A 19,353-nucleotide genomic window follows, 5' to 3' on the forward strand; every position below is an offset into this window, starting at 1 on the left:
GCTATTTAGAATCTTGCGTGAGTAGTTGAGTTGCTTGAATACCGTTTTGCTGCAAGAAAGCGAGCAATTTGACCAAATGTTGAACATCCGCGGTTTTTTCAGCACCAACCACTATCGGCTGTTTGTTGGTTCGGTGCTCTTCGAGCAAGGCGAGAGTGAAGTTATTCCAGTCGATATACTGTTTACCATCAATGGCCCAATGGGGCGCTTGTTCAAGAATATTGATGGTCAGAGAGGTATTTTCCACCACTGAAACCGCAGGGGAATCGACGCTAGGTAGGTCGACTTCGAGGGAGTCCAGTTTGACGGCTGCTGTGAGCATCAAAAACACCATGACGATAAAAATAATATCGAGTAAGGGCGTTAAGTCTGGTACCAATCCGTTGTGGTTTGCTTGTTGTGAGACTTTAATCATTAGTTGGCCTGAATTTCTAGTTTAGAGACTTTTTCACTCGCGCTGCTCTTGCTGGATGAAGTCTCTCCGAGGCGTAGTCCTTCAAGCCACAGATTTACGTAGTTCAAGGTGTGTTCAAGCTTCGCGATAACACGATCTGCCCATAGCCCAAGCAATTGAGCTCCGGCGATGGCAGGCAGAGCAATAATCAACCCTGCGGCGGTTGTCCGCATTGCGATTCCCAGACCGTCAGCAAGATCATTGGGCGTAATGTTACCTGTAGAGGCGGCAACGCCTTTAAACATCTCTATCAAACCTAGTACCGTACCAAGTAGCCCAATCAGAGGGCTAATCACACCGATTAGAGAGAGCAAACGCAGACCAAATTGAAGTTGATGACGCTTCTCTTGTAGCCACATACCTGCCGCATCTTCACGCAGTGTTTTATCAAACGAGTGGTGTGCGAGTAGCATAGCGACGCCCTTGTAAAGGAGAGGTCTACGCACAACCAGTGCCTTTGATAGTGCTTCTATCTGTTGAGAGTCTGTTGGTGTGATTTGCTCTAGTTCAGCACGAATAGCGTGTTTGCCAACCCCTAAACTGAGGATGACATGGAAAATACGCTCGGCGATGATCATTAGGGTAAGCCCAGAGCAAAGAATTAGCGGCCAAGTCATCAGGCCGAGCTGTTGTTGCAACTGATTTATTTGTTCCATTATTGGTCCAACTTAAAACGAACAGGGATTTGAATGCGGTGTGCAATTCGCTGACCGTCAACAGATTGTGGTGTGAACTGCCACGTTTTGATGGCGTCTAAAGCGGACTGATCAAGTATCGTCGCTCCTGAAGAGGAGATTAGGACTTGCTTAACCTGATTGCCGTTTTTATCAAGCCAGACCTCATACAAAACCACGCCTTCTAAGCGGCGCTTTTTCGCCAATCGCGGATATTTGGGTGCAGCAGGTTTAGTCAAAAATGACGCCTTGGTGACCATTACGGGCTGCGAATTTACGCCGTTGTTAACGTCCTGAGGTAGGGCATCATCGGACGCCTGCTCTGGTTGTGGCTCAGCGAGAGGCTTTTTCTCTTGCTTTGCCACGCGTCGATTCTCTGCTGTTTGAACAGGCTTTTTTTGTGCAGCTTGTTGCTTTGAAACTGGAGTTTTGACGGTATCCACTGGCTTTGGCTTGGCGAAGTGTTTTTCTTGTGTAACTGCGCTTGATTCGACTAACTTAGGTTGCGTTTTGATTTGAGCTTTTTGTTCAACAACAGGTTGAACCGAGCTTGGTGGAGCCGTCATTTTTAGATTGAGAGAGACTGAATTGGAGGGACTGCCCGCAGGCATTGCCATGGCTTTGGGTTCTTGTGTAACAACAACTAACGCAGCATGCACAGCAACAGATAGACCTGCGGCAACAACGTATCGTTTAATGTTCACTTTATCTCCTTATCCAATCTCGCTACTCAGTTACGGCGAGATTATTACCTACAATGCAAACAAGATCAATTATCAATTGCATTCTCATTGTTGACAATTTATGATCCCAATCATCAGTGAAATGAGCAACAGTATGGAAAGAGTATGCCCTCATTAAAACAACAAGTGGTTCAGCTATTGGAGCAAGAGCCGGCTTTGCTGCCTGCGGATTTGGCGGAAAAACTCAACGTATCAGAATTTCAAATTGTTGCTTCTTTGCCTGATGGCATGGTGACACTTGTCTCTGGGGAACAAGCGCAATGGGTTTTGGAGCAATTGGTTGGTTTTGGCCCTGTGACGACTATCGTTCATTCATTTGGCTCAATTTTTGAAGTCAAAGCCCCCTTTCCTAGGGGGAAAAAGGCCAGAGGTTACTACAATCTCATGGGGAAAGAAGGTGAATTACATGGTCATCTCAAGCTAGAAAATATTAAGGATATTGCTTTGGTAAGTAAGCCTTTTAGAGGACGAGAAAGTCATTATTTTGGATTTTTTTGCTCACAAGGTAATAATATCTTTAAAGTCTATTTGGGACGTGATGACAAACATCAACTGTTTGCTTCTCAAGTCGAGACATTCAAACGCTGGCAGCACGAGTTGAGCCAATAACAAATACAGAAAAAGAGAACAGATTGAGGAGCCTCAAATGGACCAACAAGTAAAACAAGAGCGTTTGCAAGGTCGTCTAGAACCGGAAATTAAAGAGTTTCGTCAAGCGCGACGTACATTGCAACTCGCCACCGTCGACGAAAATGGGCGTCCGAATGTGAGTTACGCCCCTTATGTGCAGAATCAGGATGGTTACTTTGTCTTAATCTCTGAAATTGCTCGCCACGCACGTAATTTGCAGGTCAATCCAAGTGTGTCGATTATGATGATTGAAGACGAGGGTGACTCGAAACAGCTGTTTGCTCGAAAACGCTTAACGTTTGATGCGGTAGCGTCAGTGGTTGAACGCGATAGCAAGCAATGGAATCTTGTGATTGCACAAATGAAAGAGAGATTTGGTGAGATTATTGATGGCCTTAGCCAATTACAGGATTTTGTTTTGTTCAACCTAAAAGCGGAGCAAGGTCTGTTTGTAAAAGGCTTCGGTCAGGCTTATCAGGTGTCGGGTGATGATCTTGTTGACTTTGTTCATTTAGAAGAAGGCCATAAAAAGGTTTCCAACCAGTAGTGATTTAGATAGCTTAGATTCCAATTAAGGAGCCATAGTGGCTCCTTTCTGCTTTAGGAGAGGAATTACGATGCGCCCCGTCAGCAAAGATCACGGAGAAATCTGCTACCCATTCATCTATGAAGATAGCCCAGTGTGTGACTTTGAGATCGCCAGTGACGAGCTGTGTAGCGGGATTGGTTTAGTGCTGACTTATGATTTGGATGACGTTAGCCGTGATATATTGCTGCGGCTTCAACCGAATGTATATCACCTCATTGGTTCCGTTCGCGCGTTGGTGGCAATTGAACACTCAGGCAGAAAGTCGCCGGATCCGATCTTGTTCCGCTACGCCAACCTACTCGCCAATATCATGTATGCGCTAGCCTCATACACAAACCGTGTCCATCAGGTTAATGAAGTGGAGTTTGTCAGTCACAGTTACTAACTGAGTAATGCCCCCTAATGTAGAGGGCGTGACACCGAGGCGATACGAACGATCAGAGTGGCTATAGCATATCTCGGATTCTGAAATAGGACATCGCCAGAACGAGAGCAGGGGTGCGGAACAAGCGACCACCTGGGAATGGGTGATGAGGAATTCGGTCAAATATGGCAAAACGTTCGGCGGTAGTGGCGATGCACTCTGCCATTAGGGTTCCCGCCATACCAGTGGCTGCGATGCCGTGACCTGAAAAACCTTGCGCAAAGTAGACATTTGGCTTTAAGCGACCAAAATGCGGTGCTCGGTTGAGGGTAATGGCGACATTACCTCCCCAAGCAAAGTCAATCTTGGCGTCTTTCAGCTGCGGATAGATATCAATCATTCTCGACTGCATTGCTTTTCTAAGGTTAAAAGGTGCAACGCCTGAATAACTGACTCTACCACCAAATAACATGCGGTGATCTCCTGAACAGCGGAAGTAATCGAGTACAAAGTTAATATCACACGCTGAAATATGATTTTTCATCAGATCATTGGTGACCGTTTCACCAAGCGGTTCTGTCGCGCAAATATAGGTGCCAACGGGCATGACACGATTTTCTAACTTGCTCTCCAACCCATCCATATAAGCATTACAGGCTAAAACAACGTGGTTGGCTTCAACGCTGCCCTGTGCCGTAAACAGTTTGGCAGGATCGCCATGCTCAATCTTCTTACATTCACTCTGTTCGTAAAATTCAACCCCCGCATCTTGTGCGGCTTTAACCAAACCAAGCGTATAATTTAATGGATGGAGGTGGCCGCTGTTAGAGTCAAATAAACCCGAAGTATAACGATCGCTTGCGATGTGTTCGCGTGTCTGTTTTTGATCCCAAAGTTGCAGTGATTGGTAGCCATAATTCTCGGTGAGATCATCGTGCCACGCTTTGAGCTCGCGATCGTGACGTGATTTGACGCCTAGATGGACCATACCATCACGCCAATCACACTCAATGTTGTATTTTTTTATGTTGCCTTTGGTGAGTGCCAAAGCGTCAACGGACATATCCCATAGTTTACGTGCGTCTGATTTACCGACCAGTTTTTCGAGAGTACTTTGCTCTGAAGCCCAACCGAAAATCGCTTGACCGCCACTACGACCTGATGCGCCCCAACCGACCCGTTTGCCCTCAAGCACAATGACTTTAAAACCACGATTGGCAAGTTCAAGTGCCGCTGTTGCACCAGTAATACCTGAACCCACCACACAAACATCCGCCTTGTGTGCGCCATTTAACGTAGGAAAATCAAAGTGTTGATTTGCTGACGCTGCGTAGTAAGAGTCGGTGTGCTTTGCTTTCATAGCTTTGTCCTTAAAACTAAAGTTGAACTTACTTGTACCATTGGTACTCGAGTGGTGATACCTGAGCGGAAAAATGCTCCTGCTCATGTTGCTTGTTTGCCAAATAGATTTTGCAGAACTGTTCTCCAAGTTGCTCTTTCAAGAACAGACTCTGGTCGAATAGTTCGAGTGCAGCTTGCCAAGAGGTCGGAACCGTTGGTGCGTCGACAAGTGTGGCATCACCTTCAATAGGTGCTGGTGGAAGTTGCTGCTTCTCAATGCCATCTAACATAGAAGCGAGAATGACAGCGGTCGTTAAGTATGGGTTAACATCAGCACCTGCAAGTCGATGTTCAATTCGACGATTACTATTTTCACCGGCGGGAACACGAACTGCGACGGTACGATTATCCCATCCCCAAGTCATTTGGAGTGGGACAAACATATTCGGTTGCAAGCGTCGATAAGAGTTAGCGTTTGGAGCCAAGACCGCCATGCTTTCATCCATATGGTCGAGAATGCCTGCAATGGCGTGAAGTAGGGTATTCTGATCGTCAGCGAAGATATTTTCTCCGTCGCGATCGAGCAGACTAACGTGGACGTGGCAGCCGTTACCTGCGTGCTCTGTGTAGGGTTTAGCCATGAAGTTGGCATAGAATCCGTGTTTTTTTGCAACGGCGCGTATGACTCTTTTCAACAGCATTGCTTGGTCACAGGCTAAAAGCACATCCTCGCAGTGGCGCAAGTTAACTTCGAACTGGCCTGGAGCATATTCGGCGGTGATATTGTCTGTTGGAATATTTTGTATTTCACATGTCGCTAAGACTTCGTCAAGAAATGCCTTAAATTCATCAAGCTCATCAAGTGAATAGACTTGAGTTTGCGTCATTCGCTCACCACTGAGTGGCATGATAGGTGGCTGTGGTTGTCCGTCTGCATCGGGTTTAACGTCTTGCAGATAGAACTCAAGTTCTATCGCGATGCACGGGGTTAAGCCACGTTGAGTGAATTTGTCTAATTGCCCCTGAAGGACGTGACGAGGATCGGCGAAAAAGGGCTGCTGGCTGTCGGGCTCATACATGGTAACAATGGCTTGAGCACTGTTCTCAAGCCAAGGCGTCAGTTGCAATGAACTGTCAACCAGCATGCAGAGTCTGTCTCCATCACCTTGCTCAAATCCTAGCCCTGTTTCTTCGACGGTTTCGCCACATATATCGAGGGCGAAAACAGAAGCGGGTAAGCATATGCCTTGCTCGGCAATTTTATCCAGTTGTGAGGCATTCACTCTTTTGCCGCGGATGACACCGTTAATATCAAACAGCATTAAATCGACGGTGGTGACGTTGGAGTTTTCGCGGATGAATTGCACGATGGCGTCAGCATTGCTGGAAACTGAGCAGGCATCGTGAGTGGTCGCAATGGCTTGTTTGACTAGCTCGTTCATTGTTAATTCGCTTCCTTTCAGTTGATTACCGCTTATGGGAATAGGCAAGTGCGTCCTTACTTTCCTTAGCGTGTTCGGTAACACGTTAGCCATATTTCGTCGATAACATTCCTACTTAATAGTGATGAAAAAACATCCAACGCACGGTATTACCCTTACACAACGTTTAGTAAAACACAACACTGTTGTTAATTATTTGTAAAATATAAGTATCAAATTATCAAAATAATTAACATTCGTGGTTGACATTTGACCAGTTCAAGGTCAATTCTATTCCCAGTCGCGGACAAAATTGTCGTCAAACAATAGGTGAATAAATCATGGAAAAGATAACGAAATGGATTGAGAGTAATAGGATTACTGAGGTGGAATGCCTCATACCTGATATTACTGGTAATGCGCGAGGTAAGATCATGCCCGCCAAAAAGTTTCTTCGAGAGGGAGGAATGCGCCTTCCCGAAGCGGTTTTTTTCCAAACGGTAACCGGTGACTGGCCTGATGATGAAAGCATGATTGACCTGACTGAGAAAGACATGCTGCTAGAACCGGATCCGGATACGATTCGTTTTGTTCCTTGGACTAAAGAACCCACAGCTCAAGTCATCCACGACTGTTACACCGTGGGTGGTGATCCAGTAGATATCTCGCCTCGTGCCGTTCTAAGACGCGTTTTAGATCTCTACAAGAAAGAGGGATGGAATCCTATTGTTGCACCAGAGTTGGAGTTCTTCCTCGTTAAGAAAAACCTCGACTGGGACTACCCACTTGAACCGCCAATTGGTCGTAACGGTCGTCCAGAAACCGCGCGTCAGTCGTTCAGTATTGATGCGGTAAACGAGTTCGATCCAATTTTTGAAGATATGTACGACTATTGTGAAGTACAGGAGTTGGATGTTGACACCCTGGTGCACGAATCTGGTGCCGCGCAAATGGAACTCAACTTTGACCACGGTGAGCCACTGGATAGAGCTGACCAAGTGTTCTTGTTTAAGCGTACGGTACGTGAAGCGGCATTAAAACATGATGTGTATGCGACCTTTATGGCAAAACCAATGGAAAATGAGCCAGGTAGTGCGATGCATATTCACCAGAGTCTAGTGGATGACAACGGTCAGAACCTGTTTGCGAATGATGATGGCTCTAACAGTGAACTCTTCATGAACTATATCGCTGGTATGCAGAAATACACGCCTGCCGCAATTTCGTTTTTTGCGCCGAATGTGAACTCCTACCGCCGTTTGGTATTTGGTGAATCTGCGCCTACCAACGTAGCTTGGGGGGTGGACAACCGCACCGTTGGATTGCGAGTACCTATTTCAGATAGAAATTCTCGTCGAATCGAGAACCGCTATGCGGGAGCAGATGCTAATCCATATTTGGCGATGGCACTCACCCTCGCTTGTGGTTATTTGGGCATGAAAGAGAAGCTCACACCAACGCCAGAATGTACAGGTGATATGACAACTCAACCCTATTCTCTGCCACATACGCTGGAAGATTCACTGGTGTTATTGGAGCAGAGTGATGAGCTTCGTGAAATTTTAGGCGATCGTTTTGTAGCGGCTTATGTCGCCATTAAGCGCAAAGAATACAAAACGTTTTTCCAAGTGATCAGTTCATGGGAGCGTGAGTTCCTATTATTGAACGTGTAAATCATGACTCGAGTCACTTGGCATTATTGGCCAGGTGACTTGAGACAAGGTGAGCTAGTTTGTGGTCAGTTTACCGAGTTTATTTCGATATCTGAAAAAGATGAGAGTTAACTATGTCTACATGGATTGAGCAAGACAGTGCACATTGTTTGCACCCTTTTACTAACTTTAAGTCATTAAATGCAAAAGGTTCTCGCGTCATTACTAAAGCTGAGGGCGTTTACATTTACGATGAGGACGGTAACAAAATTCTTGATGGTATGGCTGGGCTTTGGTGTGTAAACCTTGGCTACAGCAGTCAACCACTCATTGATGCTGCAACGGCGCAGCTCAAGGAGCTACCTTATTACAATCTGTTCTTCCAAACTACTCATCCACCGGCGGTAGAATTATCAACATTACTGGCAGAAATCACGCCAGAAGGAATGAACCACGTTTTCTTCACTGGTTCTGGCTCTGAGTGTAATGACACCGTACTGCGCATGGTAAGGCACTACTGGGCAAGCAAAGGCAAAGCCAGCAAACAAACTGTGATCAGCCGAAACAATGCTTACCATGGAAGCACCATGGCAGGTGCGAGTTTGGGTGGTATGAAGTTTATGCATGCGCAAGGTGGTTTGCCACTACCCAATATCGTTCATATCGATCAGCCTTATCACTTTGGTGAAGGTCAGGGGCAAGATGCCAACGAGTTTGGTCTAGAGCGTGCTCGCCAATTGGAAGCCAAAATTCTTGAGTTAGGTGAAGATAATGTTGCTGCCTTTATTGCCGAACCGATTCAGGGGGCGGGCGGCGTGATTATCCCGCCAGATAGCTATTGGCCAGAAATTCAACGTATTTGTGACAAATACGAAATCCTATTGATCGTCGATGAAGTCATTTGTGGCTTTGGACGCACAGGTGAATGGTTTGCCAGCCAGACCTTCAATATCAAACCTGATTTGATGTGTATGGCTAAAGGGATTACTTCAGGCTATCTGCCTCTAGGTGGTGTGATGGTCCGTGACCACGTCGCTAAAGTTCTCACCGATGCTGATACGGAATTTGCTCATGGCTTTACTTATTCCGGGCACCCAGCAGCGTGTGCGGTAGCGATTGCCAACATCAAAGAGATGCAACGCCTTAATATCGTCAACCAGGTTCGAGAAGAGACCGCCCCATACTTTGCTCAGCGTTGGAGCGAGCTTGCACAGCATCCATTGGTGGCAGAAGCCCGTTGCAAGGGTCTGGTTGGTGCTATCGAATTGGTAGCGGATAAAGAGACCAATCAGCGTTTTGATAAAGAGCTAGAAGTCGGTACTCGCTGTCGTGAGCACTGCTTTAATTCAGGCGTCGTTTTACGAGCGGTGGGAGACACAATGATCTGTTCGCCACCACTTATCATTAGCAAGGATGAAATCGATCAACTGGTCACTAAAGCGAAACAAGCTTTAGATAACACATTGGCGGACGTCAAGTCTTAGTCGGTCACGTACACGAGCAACAAGCAAGAGGAACGGAGATCCAAATGGTTAAACTAAAATCATATATCGGCATGGCGCTGGGAGCAGCAATGGTTACTGCACCGGCATTAGTGCACGCTGGCGAAGAGAAAGTTCTTAACGTTTATAACTGGTCAGATTATATCGCGGAAGACACGATTACCAAGTTTGAACAAGAGACAGGTATTAAGGTGGTTTACGACGTTTTCGACTCTAACGAAGTGTTGGAAGCGAAAATTCTCTCAGGCAACACAGGATTTGATCTTGTCGTGCCGAGTAATGACTTCCTTGGACGTCAAGCTAAAGCGGGTGCATTTCAGAAGCTGGATAAAAGCAAGCTGAGTAACTACAAAAATCTAGATCCTAAGTTGATGTCGATTCTGGCTGATACGGTTGATCCGAACAATGAGTACGCGATTCCTTACCTATGGGGTACCACAGGTATCGGTTACAACGTAGAAAAAGTACAAGCAGCACTTGGTGAGAACGCCCCTGTCGACAGTTGGGAGTTGGTGTTTAAGCCTGAAAATATGGAGAAGCTAGCTCAGTGTGGTGTGGGCTTCTTGAATGCGCCAACCGAAATTATGGCGGCGGCACTTAACTATTTAGGTAAAGATCCAAACAGTACTAATGCGGATGACTACAAGAATGATGCACTCGCATTGTTGAAAGACATTCGTCCTTACGTCACATATTTCCACTCATCTCAATACATCAATGACTTAGCAAATGGCGATATCTGTGTCGCTATCGGTTGGTCTGGCGATGTTCTTCAAGCGGCAGATCGTGCGGCAGAAGCGGACAATGGAGTCGAAATTTCTTACTCAATTCCAAAAGAAGGTGCGCTTGCTTGGTTCGATTTGATGGCGATTCCTAAAGAGGCGAAACATCCAGAAAATGCGCATTTGTTCATCAACTTCCTGCTGCGTCCTGAAGTTATCGCAGAAATTAGTAACTACGTTTGGTATGCGAATCCAAATGTCCCGTCTCGTGAGTTTATCGATCAGGAGATACTAGACGATCCGGGTATCTACCCTACGCCAGAGGCACAAGAGAAGTTGTACAGCTCGAAAATGCTGCCGCATAAGGTTTCACGAACTATTACACGTGCGTGGACTGACTTTATTAAAAACTAAGTTGTAAGGCGGGCACTTTCGGGTGCTCGCCGCTGTAGGGAGAAAGATATGAGTGTGATGTCTATTGAAACCGAGCTAGTGCATAGCCATACAAAATCTAAACCGCCTAAACCCTTGTTAGAAATACGCGGTTTGACTAAGAACTTTGATGGCCATGTTGCGGTAGATAATGTCGACCTGACCATCAACCAAGGTGAGTTGTTTGCCTTATTAGGTGCCTCGGGTTGCGGCAAATCAACACTACTTAGAATGCTAGCGGGTTTTGAACAGCCTACGGAAGGGCAAATTATACTCGATGGTGAAGACTTAGCGAATGTCCCGCCGTACCGTCGTCCAGTCAACATGATGTTTCAATCATACGCTCTATTTCCTCATATGACGGTAGCCAAAAATATAGCTTACGGGCTAAAGCAAGATGGCATGCCAAGCAAAGAGATCGACGCGACAGTAAAACACATGCTTGAGTTGGTGAGGATGACAGACTATGCCAATCGTAAGCCACATCAGCTATCTGGTGGACAGAAACAAAGGGTGGCCTTGGCGAGAAGCCTAGCGAAGAAACCTAAGTTACTACTTCTTGATGAACCAATGGGTGCGTTGGACAAAAACCTCAGAGAAAAAATGCAGCTTGAGGTTGTGGATATTCTTGAGAGCGTCGGCGTGACATGTGTCATGGTGACACATGACCAAGAAGAAGCCATGACGATGGCGAGTCGCATTGCCATCATGAACAAAGGTCAGTTTGCTCAAATCGGTTCTCCCGAAGCCATTTATGAACACCCTAACTCAAGATACACCGCTAGATTCATTGGTTCAGTTAACGTATTTGAAGGTGTTCTCGCGACCAACAACAAAGACAGCGCAACGATTGCTACACCGGATCTCCCTTCTCCAATCCGAATTGCACACGGTGTATCTGGCGCTCCAGGGATTCCTGTTTATATCGCAATACGCCCCGAGAAGATGATGCTGTGTGACAAACCATCCAACGCAGAGAACTCCTGCTCTGGTGTTGTTGAAGATATCGCTTATATGGGCAATCAGTCGATTTACCATGTGCGTTTAGAAAGCGGTAAATTGGTGACCGCCACTTTGCAAAACACTAGCCGTCATCGCAAAGAAATGCCGACTTGGGAGCAAAGGGTCAACCTATGCTGGGAATTAGAAAGTAGCGTGGTACTTAAGATATGAAAACTCATGCCAAATTGAACTTCTGGCGTGTGGTTCCGACGCCAAAGTGTCTATTGCTGTCGATTCCCTATGGGTGGTTGTTACTGTTTTTCCTGCTACCTTTTCTTATTGTGTTCAAAATCAGTTTCGCCGAAGCACAAATTGCTATCCCGCCATACAGTGAGCTGTGGAGTTATGCAGAACAGAAAATGCAGTTGCTGCTCAATATTGGTAACTACCAGTATCTTGTTGAAGACGATCTCTATATCTCGTCATATCTACAATCGATCCGCATCGCACTAGTGTCGACGGCTTTATGTTTGTTGATTGGTTTCCCGATCGCTTGGGCGATTGTTCACTCAACACCAGCGACTCGAAACATCTTACTGATGCTAATCATTCTACCGTCATGGACCAGTTTCTTGATTCGAGTTTATGCGTGGATAGGCATCCTCAAAAATAATGGATTGCTTAACAATGTGCTGCTGTCGTTAGGAGCCATTGATGAGCCATTAAAAATACTTCATACCGATGCTGCAGTTTACATAGGGATTGTTTACACCTACCTACCTTTCATGGTTTTGCCTATCTATACCGCTTTAATGCGCGTCGACTATTCGTTGATCGAAGCGTCTAGTGATTTAGGAGCGAAGCCATACACGACCCTATTTAGCATTCTTGTCCCACTCACTCGTGCGGGGATCATTGCTGGCTCGATGTTAGTGTTTATTCCTGCTGTGGGTGAGTTCGTTATCCCTGAGCTCCTTGGTGGGCCTGATTCGATATTGATTGGTAAAGTTTTGTGGCAAGAGTTTTTCAATAATCGAGATTGGCCCGTGGCGTCAGCAGTGGCCATTGTCATGTTGTTACTGTTAATGATTCCGATACTGTGGTTCCACCGTTATCAGAAACGTGAGTTGGAGGCAAACTAATGGATGCGATTCCTGTATATAAAACCAAATGGAAGTGGGCGATACTCGCGGCAGGTCTTACGTTTCTATACCTACCGATTCTAATCCTCATTATTTATTCGTTTAACGAAAACAGATTGGTAACGGTTTGGTCAGGTTTCTCAATCAAATGGTACTTTGAGCTTCTCGAAGATGACCTATTGATGGGAGGGGTCAAACTTAGCCTGATGATCGGTTTCTTGTCAGCCAGCGCAGCTGTTGTGCTTGGTACTATCGCTGCTTTTGTCTTAAACCGGTTTGGTAAGTTCAGAGGTGAAACCGGTTTTGCCTTCATGATCACCGCTCCACTGGTTATGCCAGAGGTGATTACCGGCTTATCCTTGCTATTGCTCTTTATAGCGCTAGGGCAAGTGTTCGACATCTTCTCACAGCGAGGCATGTTGACGATATGGATAGCGCATGTGACTTTTTGTACGGCTTATGTCACCGTTGTAGTCAGCTCTCGTCTACAAGAAGTGGATCGCTCGATTGAGGAGGCGGCGATGGATCTTGGGGCGCCGCCTTGGAAAGTCTTCTTCCAAATCACCTTACCCACTATCGCACCAGCAATTCTCGCTGGATGGTTACTGGCATTCACATTGTCATTGGATGATTTAGTTATTGCGAGTTTTGTTTCAGGGCCAAGTGCTACAACCTTACCTATGGTGGTGTTCTCCAGCGTTCGTTTAGGGGTCAGCCCGAAAATCAATGCTCTAGCGACCCTCATCATATTGGCGGTAGCGTGTGCAACCTTTGTCGCTTGGTGGGTGATGGCGAAAGCAGAAAAACGTCGGCAACTTGAGATGAAACTTGCTGCTCAATAGTGCCGTTCAAGGTGGTGTGGTATAGCTTGCTATGACATCACCTTTCTTTATAATTGTTGGCTTAATTTTGCGCGTTGATAGTCAATTTGTGTCATTAGTGTTGCAATTACTTTTTCAGAGGATAGGCCATGGATGTTGGGAAACAACTAAAAACAATAAGAACGATGCGCGGGCTTTCTCAAAGAGAGTTAGCGAAGCGCAGCGGTGTCACCAACTCAATGATCTCCCAGATTGAGCAGAATCTCGTTAACCCATCTGTGGGGTCACTAAAGAAAATTCTCGATGCTATTCCAATCTCAATGGGAGAGTTTTTCACCATAGAAATCGAGGCAAAAGATGAAATCTTTTTTACACTCGGGCAAATGGCGGACCTTGGTGACGGCACAATTAAGATGTTACTGGTTGGGGCCAAGCGTGAGGGGCGAAAACTGGCGATTTTGCGCGAGTTTTATCCACCGGGTACGGATACTGGACCGGACTTCTTGCAGCATGATGGTGAAGAGGGCGGGATAATCATTAGTGGTGAAATTGAAATAACTGTCGGAAGTAAGACGCAACTGCTTAAAGCAGGTGACTCTTACTACTTTGAAACCAAGAAGCCTCATCGTTTTAGAAACCGAGGCAAAGTTGAATGTGAACTGATTAGTGCGGCTACGCCACCCACTTTCTAAAGCCATTTCTATATTTCTACTCAACCGAACCTCATGATTGTCCTGTGATACCCTTGAAAAAGGTATCACAGGCTTTGTCATTCTAGAGACGGCTCGCGTTAATCCAACTCTATCCATGTTGACTTCATTTCGGTGTATTTATCGAGTGCATGAAGTGATTTGTCACGGCCGTTACCGCTCTGTTTATAGCCGCCAAATGGCATTGTCATATCACCGCCATCCCAGTTGTTGACGAATACGGTACCCGCACGAAGTGCTCTTGAGCAGCGTACAGCGGTTGAAATATCGGCAGTCCAGATACCTGCGGCTAGGCCATAATCGCTGTCGTTGGCGAGCTCAATGGCTTCTTCTATCGTGTCGAACGTCGAGACACACAAAACGGGGCCAAAAATTTCTTCTTGGAAAATGCGCATATCACGAGTGACTTCTGTAAAAATCGCTGGTTGGATAAAGTAGCCCCCCGTTTCCTGACGCACTGGCTGACCACCACTGATCAATTTCGCCCCTTCTTGTTGACCGATGTCGACATACTCTAGAACACGTTTGAACTGTGATTCATCGACAATTGCGCCCACACGGGTCGTTTCTGATAGGGGATCGCCTGGTTGCCAATTCTTGACGTTTTCGAGCAGCAGTTCGATGAATTGATCCTTGATGGAAGAATGAACCAATAAACGGGACCCAGCAGTACATACTTCCCCTTGGTTGTAACAAATGGCAGAAACGGCAGTCGCCGCAGCCTTAGCAAGGTTCTTAACATCGTGGTTGACAATATGAGGACTCTTACCACCACACTCCATAAAGGCGCGTTTAAGGTTTGATTGACCTGCAAATGCAAGTAACTTCTTACCAACAGCGGTCGAACCCGTAAAGGTGATGCAGTCGACATCGTTGTGCAGTGCAAGCGCTTGGCCTGCTTCATGTCCAAAGCCTGGTAAGACTTGTAACACGCCATCAGGGATGCCTGCTTTTTTGGCAAGCTCAGCGAGTAAGATCGCCGTCAGTGGCGATTTCTCTGAAGGCTTAATGATGACGGAGTTGCCCGTTGCTAGAGCGGGACCGATTTTCCATGCGGCCATCACTGTCGGGAAGTTCCAAGGAACAATAGCAGCGACGACACCAAGTGCTTCTCTGGTCACGAGAGCGAGCGCGCCTTCTGTTACAGGGGCAACTTCGTCATACATTTTATCAATGGCTTCTGCATTCCATGCAATACAGCGAGCTGTCGCAGGCGCATCGTAACCGATAGCATCACCAATTGGTTTCCCCATGTCCAGTGACTCTAAAAGAGCAAACTGCTGTTGGTGAGCGTCGATTTCGTTAGCATAGTTTAAAAGGATGGCCTTTCTTTCCGCTGGTGCAAGCCCTGCCCATACACGACTTTCGAAAGTTTGGCGTGCAACTGCGACGGCGAGGTCGACATCCTGTTGATCACATCGTGCCACAGAGGCGAGAACACGGCCGGTTGCAGGGTTAATGACCTCAAACGTTTCACCACTTTTTGCGTCTTGTAGCTGTCCATTGATAAACGCCTGAGTCGAAAACTTGATCGTCTTTGCCTTGTTCTGCCAGTACATAGTATCCATATTATTGCCTTATCCTTAAAAGCTTGCTGGTGAATTCGCGCTAATGATGACGCAGTCTTCTTCAGCCGTGTTTCTAAAACGGTGAGGGCGGGTGCTATCAAAGTAGTATCCATCCCCAACATGGAGGGTAACGGTATTGAGATCGACGGTCAGCTCAAGTTGGCCCTGAACAACGACACCACACTCTTGTCCTTCGTGAGTAAGCATTTCCTCACCGGTGTCAGCATTCGGTTTGAGAGTTTCTCTCAACATACCTATATGACGGTCACCGTGGAAATGTCCGACTTGTCGATAACTAATTTCTCCTTGGCCAATTTCTGGTTGTTCCTCTTTGCGAGTGTAAAACTGTTCAGGTTGTGGATCGTCTATAGCGAAAAACTCCGCCATAGAGGTTGGTATCTTACTCAGTAACTTGCTCAAAGAGGCGACGGATGGGCTGACCGCGTTATTCTCTATTTGAGAGATGAAGCCATTTGTTACTCCAGCACGCTTTGCCAACTCTCGTTGAGATAATCCGGCTTTCTCGCGTAAAGCTTTAAAACGAGTGCCGATTTCTGTATCCATGATATGAATCCTCCTAAAACATCTATGATTATTAAATTAAACACATTTTGATGTTTATTTCATCACATTCGACCTGTAACGTTTAAAATTTAAACATTGCATGGCGTGAATTTCCACGCTATAGTCGTTTTTGTTAAGTATTTTATAACACACTTTTAACATTATGGTTAGGCGTTTATTAAAAGAAACGCTTTGATCGATATCACAGACAACAAACTCTTAGTCATTGATTGAGGAAATGCACATGCAGGATCTCGCAAAAACACACAACTTAGACGCATTTTGGATGCCGTTTACCGCCAACTCGCAGTTTAAACAATCACCACGAATGATGGTGTCAGCTGAGGGGATGTACTACCGCACAGACGACAACCGCAAAGTGCTCGACGGTACAGCAGGGCTATGGTGTTGTAATGCAGGACATGGACGCAGAGAGATCAGCGAGGCCGTGAGTCAGCAAATCCACAACCTAGATTTTGCGCCGACATTTCAGATGGGCCACCCGTTGCCATTTCAGTTTGCTGAAGAGCTTGCGGAGATAGCGCCAGCAGGGCTGAGCAAAGTCTTTTTTACTAACTCAGGCTCGGAATCCGTTGATACCGCATTGAAAATTGCTTTGGCATACCAACGTACAATTGGTCAAGGGACGCGAACGCGACTGATTGGGCGTGAACGAGGCTATCACGGGGTAGGATTTGGTGGTATTTCCGTGGGGGGAATCGTCAATAACCGCAAAACCTTCGGTAGCCTTCTGACTGGCGTAGACCATCTTCCTCATACTCTCAGTATTGAACACAGTGGGTTTAGCCGTGGTCTGCCAGAATATGATCCGGGTTGGGCAGAAAGCTTGCAAAATATTGTCACGCTTCACGATGCGAGCAATATCGCCGCTGTGATCGTAGAACCAATCGCAGGCTCAACTGGGGTTATCTTGCCGCCAAAAGGCTATTTGAAAAAGCTAAGAGAGATCTGTACCCAGCACGGTATCTTACTCATTTTTGATGAGGTAATTACTGGCTTTGGTCGCCTTGGTAGTCCATTTGCCGCTCAAGAATTCGATGTAATTCCAGATATCATCACCAGTGCTAAGGGATTAACCAATGGTGCAATTCCTATGGGTGCAGTATTTGTTCGTGATGAAATCTACGATGCGATGGTAAGCCCAGAGAGTCAGGCGATAGAGTTGTTCCACGGTTACACCTATTCTGGCCATCCAGTTGCTGCCGCAGCGGGATTAGCGACGCTTAATATCTATCGTCAAGAGAGTTTATATACTCGCGCTTCAGAACTTTCCCAATACTGGGAAGATGCAGTGCATAGCCTAAAAGGGCTACCGCATGTTATTGACCTGAGAAACTATGGATTGGTTGCAGGTATTGAGTTATCGAGCATTGCCGGAAAACCGGGTTCGAGAGCATTCCAAGTTTTCCAAGCGTGTTACGAGAAGGGTGCGTTGATTCGTGTCACAGGGGACATCATTGCCCTGTCGCCACCACTGATTATCGAGAAACACCATATTGATGAACTGTTTAATATCTTAAGTGATGTGCTGAGCACGATTGAATACAAGGAATAATTATGTCGATTTTAGTTTCAAACTTTATAAATGGATCGGTAGTTGAAAGTAAAAGCACTCGTAGCGCGGATCTTTTTAATCCGGCGACGGGAGAGCGACGTGGTCAAGTACAGCTATCTACAGCCCAAGAAGCTGAGGAAGTGGTTCAAATAGCGAAAAAGGCACAGGTTGAGTGGCAAGCGACACCGCCACTCCAGCGTGCGCGAGTGATGTTTAAGTTTAAGCAGCTATTAGAAGACAACGCAGATAGTTTGGCGACCTTGATCACGCAAGAACATGGAAAAGTGCACAGCGACGCACTGGGTGAACTGACTCGAGGCCTCGAAGTTGTTGAGTTCTCATGTGGTATTCCCCACCTGTTGAAAGGTGAACACTCACTTAATGTTGGTCGTGAAATTGACAGTTATTCAATGATGCAGCCTGTAGGTGTTTGTGTTGGTATCACTCCTTTTAATTTCCCGGTTATGGTTCCGCTTTGGATGATTCCGGTCGCGTTGGCTTGTGGTAACAGCTTTATCTTAAAACCGTCAGAAAAAGATCCGAGTGCAGCAATGGTGTTGGCGGATCTTCTCAAACAGGCGGGTCTACCAGACGGTGTATTTAATGTTGTCCAAGGCGACAAAGAAGTCGTTGATGCGCTGCTTGAATCCCCTGATGTTGCAGCGGTAAGTTTTGTTGGTTCAACGCCGATTGCTGAAGCCATTTATGCAAAAGGTAGTGCAAATGGTAAACGCGTTCAGGCGCTAGGTGGCGCGAAAAACCACTTAGTTGTGATGCCGGATGCGGATTTAGATCAGGCGGTAAACGCGATTATGGGCGCGGCATATGGTGCGGCAGGTGAACGTTGTATGGCAATTTCGGTTGCCGTAGCGGTGGGTGATGAGGTTGCAGATCGCTTAGTAGAAAAACTTAAACAGAAGGTTGAAGCGCTACGCGTTGGCCCAGGTCTTGGTGTAACACCTGAAAATGAAATGGGGCCTTTGGTCAGTGAGCCGCACAAAAATAAAGTGGTTGACTACATTCAGTCAGGTGTTGATCAAGGCGCGACACTGGTTGTTGATGGGCGCAACTTTGATGCAGGTTCTCCTGGCTACTTCGTCGGTGGTACGCTGTTTGACAACGTGACGGAAGATATGACCATCTATAAAGAAGAGATCTTTGGTCCCGTTCTTTCAGTAGTGCGAGCCGATGATTACCAGCATGCCGTTAATATGATTAACCAACATGAGTTTGGAAACGGGACAGCGATCTTTACTCGTGATGGCGATACGGCGAGAAACTTTACAGAACAGATTGAAATTGGCATGGTAGGTGTAAATGTTCCAATTCCAGTGCCAATGGCGTTCCATAGTTTTGGTGGCTGGAAGCGTTCAATCTTTGGACCACTCAACGTTCACGGCAATGATGGCGTACGTTTCTACACACGTATGAAGACTGTGACAGCACGTTGGCCTAGAGGTCAAAGGGATAGTGAATTTGTTATGCCAACCATGAAATAGGTGAACA

Annotated in this window: 19 protein-coding genes; 12 read left to right on the forward strand and 7 right to left on the reverse strand. The window is 46.3% G+C overall.

The window, feature by feature from the left end; translation table 11 throughout:
* Position 1: 1 nt before the first annotated feature.
* Genes QTN95_RS10255 through QTN95_RS10265 form a run of 3 tightly spaced genes read right to left on the reverse strand, consistent with a single transcriptional unit; the run spans position 2 to position 1,832 of the window.
* Positions 2–415, reverse strand: coding sequence for an ExbD/TolR family protein (locus QTN95_RS10255; RefSeq protein ID WP_331417407.1), 414 nt, complete (start codon positions 413–415; stop codon positions 2–4).
* Positions 415–1,110 (reverse strand): MotA/TolQ/ExbB proton channel family protein, encoded by a 696-nt coding sequence (locus tag QTN95_RS10260; protein ID WP_331417408.1) that lies wholly within the window; start codon positions 1,108–1,110, stop codon positions 415–417. The genes QTN95_RS10255 and QTN95_RS10260 overlap by 1 nt, the downstream gene beginning before the upstream one ends.
* On the reverse strand, positions 1,110–1,832 hold the full coding sequence (locus QTN95_RS10265) for an energy transducer TonB (RefSeq protein ID WP_331417409.1): 723 nt from the start codon (positions 1,830–1,832) through the stop codon (positions 1,110–1,112). Before QTN95_RS10265 ends, QTN95_RS10260 begins: the two co-directional genes overlap by 1 nt.
* Positions 1,833–1,976: 144 nt before the next feature.
* On the opposite strand from QTN95_RS10265, the gene hutX reads away from it, so the two are divergent.
* The 3 genes from hutX (at position 1,977) to QTN95_RS10280 (ending at position 3,475) form a co-directional block, all read left to right on the forward strand.
* Positions 1,977–2,480 carry a heme utilization cystosolic carrier protein HutX gene (gene hutX, locus QTN95_RS10270; protein WP_331417410.1) on the forward strand — a complete coding sequence of 168 codons (504 nt, stop codon included), beginning with the start codon at positions 1,977–1,979 and terminating at the stop codon, positions 2,478–2,480.
* A gap of 37 nt (positions 2,481–2,517) precedes the next feature.
* A complete protein-coding gene (hutZ, locus tag QTN95_RS10275) occupies positions 2,518–3,048 on the forward strand; it encodes a heme utilization protein HutZ (RefSeq protein ID WP_331417411.1) in 531 nt (176 codons plus the stop codon).
* Positions 3,049–3,118: 70 nt separating this feature from the next.
* Positions 3,119–3,475, forward strand: a complete 357-nt coding sequence (locus QTN95_RS10280) for a hypothetical protein (RefSeq protein ID WP_331417412.1) — start codon at positions 3,119–3,121, stop codon at positions 3,473–3,475.
* 61 nt (positions 3,476–3,536) lie between these two features.
* Here QTN95_RS10280 and QTN95_RS10285 read toward each other — a convergent pair whose 3' ends face one another.
* Both QTN95_RS10285 and QTN95_RS10290 read right to left on the reverse strand, forming a co-directional pair.
* Complete coding sequence (locus QTN95_RS10285) at positions 3,537–4,814, reverse strand: NAD(P)/FAD-dependent oxidoreductase (protein WP_331417413.1); 1,278 nt, start codon at positions 4,812–4,814, stop codon at positions 3,537–3,539.
* A 28-nt stretch (positions 4,815–4,842) separates the two neighbouring features.
* The gene (locus QTN95_RS10290) at positions 4,843–6,237 is read right to left on the reverse strand and encodes a glutamine synthetase family protein (protein ID WP_331417414.1); all 1,395 of its coding nucleotides are present in this window, start codon (positions 6,235–6,237) and stop codon (positions 4,843–4,845) included.
* Positions 6,238–6,557: 320 nt separating this feature from the next.
* Between QTN95_RS10290 and QTN95_RS10295 the strand changes: the two genes are divergently transcribed.
* The 7 genes from QTN95_RS10295 (at position 6,558) to QTN95_RS10325 (ending at position 14,121) form a co-directional block, all read left to right on the forward strand.
* Positions 6,558–7,889 (forward strand): glutamine synthetase family protein, encoded by a 1,332-nt coding sequence (locus QTN95_RS10295; protein WP_331417415.1) that lies wholly within the window; start codon positions 6,558–6,560, stop codon positions 7,887–7,889.
* 113 nt (positions 7,890–8,002) lie between these two features.
* Entirely contained in the window at positions 8,003–9,352 is a 1,350-nt protein-coding gene (locus QTN95_RS10300) for an aspartate aminotransferase family protein (protein WP_331417416.1), read from the forward strand.
* 44 nt (positions 9,353–9,396) lie between these two features.
* A complete protein-coding gene (locus QTN95_RS10305) occupies positions 9,397–10,506 on the forward strand; it encodes an extracellular solute-binding protein (protein ID WP_331417417.1) in 1,110 nt (369 codons plus the stop codon).
* A 48-nt stretch (positions 10,507–10,554) separates the two neighbouring features.
* Complete coding sequence (gene potG, locus QTN95_RS10310) at positions 10,555–11,697, forward strand: putrescine ABC transporter ATP-binding subunit PotG (RefSeq protein WP_269375077.1); 1,143 nt, start codon at positions 10,555–10,557, stop codon at positions 11,695–11,697.
* Entirely contained in the window at positions 11,694–12,608 is a 915-nt protein-coding gene (potH, locus tag QTN95_RS10315) for a putrescine ABC transporter permease PotH (protein ID WP_331417418.1), read from the forward strand. The genes potG and potH overlap by 4 nt, the downstream gene beginning before the upstream one ends.
* On the forward strand, positions 12,608–13,450 hold the full coding sequence (locus QTN95_RS10320) for an ABC transporter permease subunit (protein ID WP_138970553.1): 843 nt from the start codon (positions 12,608–12,610) through the stop codon (positions 13,448–13,450). Before potH ends, QTN95_RS10320 begins: the two co-directional genes overlap by 1 nt.
* 128 nt (positions 13,451–13,578) lie before the next feature.
* Positions 13,579–14,121: a cupin domain-containing protein gene (locus QTN95_RS10325; RefSeq protein ID WP_269375074.1), complete on the forward strand. Its 543-nt coding sequence runs from the start codon at positions 13,579–13,581 to the stop codon at positions 14,119–14,121.
* A 98-nt stretch (positions 14,122–14,219) separates the two neighbouring features.
* Here the strand turns inward: QTN95_RS10325 and QTN95_RS10330 are convergent, their stop codons facing one another.
* Together QTN95_RS10330 and QTN95_RS10335 are read right to left on the reverse strand one after the other, a co-directional pair.
* Positions 14,220–15,707: an aldehyde dehydrogenase gene (locus tag QTN95_RS10330; RefSeq protein WP_331417419.1), complete on the reverse strand. Its 1,488-nt coding sequence runs from the start codon at positions 15,705–15,707 to the stop codon at positions 14,220–14,222.
* A gap of 15 nt (positions 15,708–15,722) precedes the next feature.
* Positions 15,723–16,271, reverse strand: a complete 549-nt coding sequence (locus QTN95_RS10335) for a cupin domain-containing protein (RefSeq protein WP_269375072.1) — start codon at positions 16,269–16,271, stop codon at positions 15,723–15,725.
* Positions 16,272–16,515: 244 nt separating this feature from the next.
* Here QTN95_RS10335 and QTN95_RS10340 point away from each other — a divergent pair, with 244 nt between their 5' ends.
* Both QTN95_RS10340 and QTN95_RS10345 read left to right on the forward strand, forming a co-directional pair.
* Complete coding sequence (locus QTN95_RS10340; RefSeq protein ID WP_138970549.1) at positions 16,516–17,847, forward strand: aspartate aminotransferase family protein; 1,332 nt, start codon at positions 16,516–16,518, stop codon at positions 17,845–17,847.
* A 2-nt stretch (positions 17,848–17,849) separates the two neighbouring features.
* A complete protein-coding gene (locus tag QTN95_RS10345) occupies positions 17,850–19,346 on the forward strand; it encodes a CoA-acylating methylmalonate-semialdehyde dehydrogenase (protein WP_331417420.1) in 1,497 nt (498 codons plus the stop codon).
* The last annotated feature ends 7 nt before the right edge of the window (positions 19,347–19,353 follow it).

Source organism: Vibrio sp. M260112 (assembly GCF_036533775.1).
Taxonomy (GTDB): Bacteria; Pseudomonadota; Gammaproteobacteria; order Enterobacterales; family Vibrionaceae; genus Vibrio.

Coding starts and splice junctions, on each gene's coding strand:
- QTN95_RS10330 (WP_331417419.1), bottom strand. CDS start 15,707: ATGGATACTATGTACTGGCAGAACAAGGCAAAGACGATCAAGTTTTCG.
- QTN95_RS10290 (WP_331417414.1), bottom strand. CDS start 6,237: ATGAACGAGCTAGTCAAACAAGCCATTGCGACCACTCACGATGCCTGC.
- QTN95_RS10260 (WP_331417408.1), bottom strand. CDS start 1,110: ATGGAACAAATAAATCAGTTGCAACAACAGCTCGGCCTGATGACTTGG.
- hutX (WP_331417410.1), top strand. CDS start 1,977: ATGCCCTCATTAAAACAACAAGTGGTTCAGCTATTGGAGCAAGAGCCG.
- QTN95_RS10285 (WP_331417413.1), bottom strand. CDS start 4,814: ATGAAAGCAAAGCACACCGACTCTTACTACGCAGCGTCAGCAAATCAA.
- QTN95_RS10300 (WP_331417416.1), top strand. CDS start 8,003: ATGTCTACATGGATTGAGCAAGACAGTGCACATTGTTTGCACCCTTTT.
- QTN95_RS10345 (WP_331417420.1), top strand. CDS start 17,850: ATGTCGATTTTAGTTTCAAACTTTATAAATGGATCGGTAGTTGAAAGT.
- QTN95_RS10295 (WP_331417415.1), top strand. CDS start 6,558: ATGGAAAAGATAACGAAATGGATTGAGAGTAATAGGATTACTGAGGTG.
- hutZ (WP_331417411.1), top strand. CDS start 2,518: ATGGACCAACAAGTAAAACAAGAGCGTTTGCAAGGTCGTCTAGAACCG.
- QTN95_RS10335 (WP_269375072.1), bottom strand. CDS start 16,271: ATGGATACAGAAATCGGCACTCGTTTTAAAGCTTTACGCGAGAAAGCC.
- potH (WP_331417418.1), top strand. CDS start 11,694: ATGAAAACTCATGCCAAATTGAACTTCTGGCGTGTGGTTCCGACGCCA.
- potG (WP_269375077.1), top strand. CDS start 10,555: ATGAGTGTGATGTCTATTGAAACCGAGCTAGTGCATAGCCATACAAAA.
- QTN95_RS10255 (WP_331417407.1), bottom strand. CDS start 415: ATGATTAAAGTCTCACAACAAGCAAACCACAACGGATTGGTACCAGAC.
- QTN95_RS10340 (WP_138970549.1), top strand. CDS start 16,516: ATGCAGGATCTCGCAAAAACACACAACTTAGACGCATTTTGGATGCCG.
- QTN95_RS10305 (WP_331417417.1), top strand. CDS start 9,397: ATGGTTAAACTAAAATCATATATCGGCATGGCGCTGGGAGCAGCAATG.
- QTN95_RS10280 (WP_331417412.1), top strand. CDS start 3,119: ATGCGCCCCGTCAGCAAAGATCACGGAGAAATCTGCTACCCATTCATC.
- QTN95_RS10325 (WP_269375074.1), top strand. CDS start 13,579: ATGGATGTTGGGAAACAACTAAAAACAATAAGAACGATGCGCGGGCTT.
- QTN95_RS10320 (WP_138970553.1), top strand. CDS start 12,608: ATGGATGCGATTCCTGTATATAAAACCAAATGGAAGTGGGCGATACTC.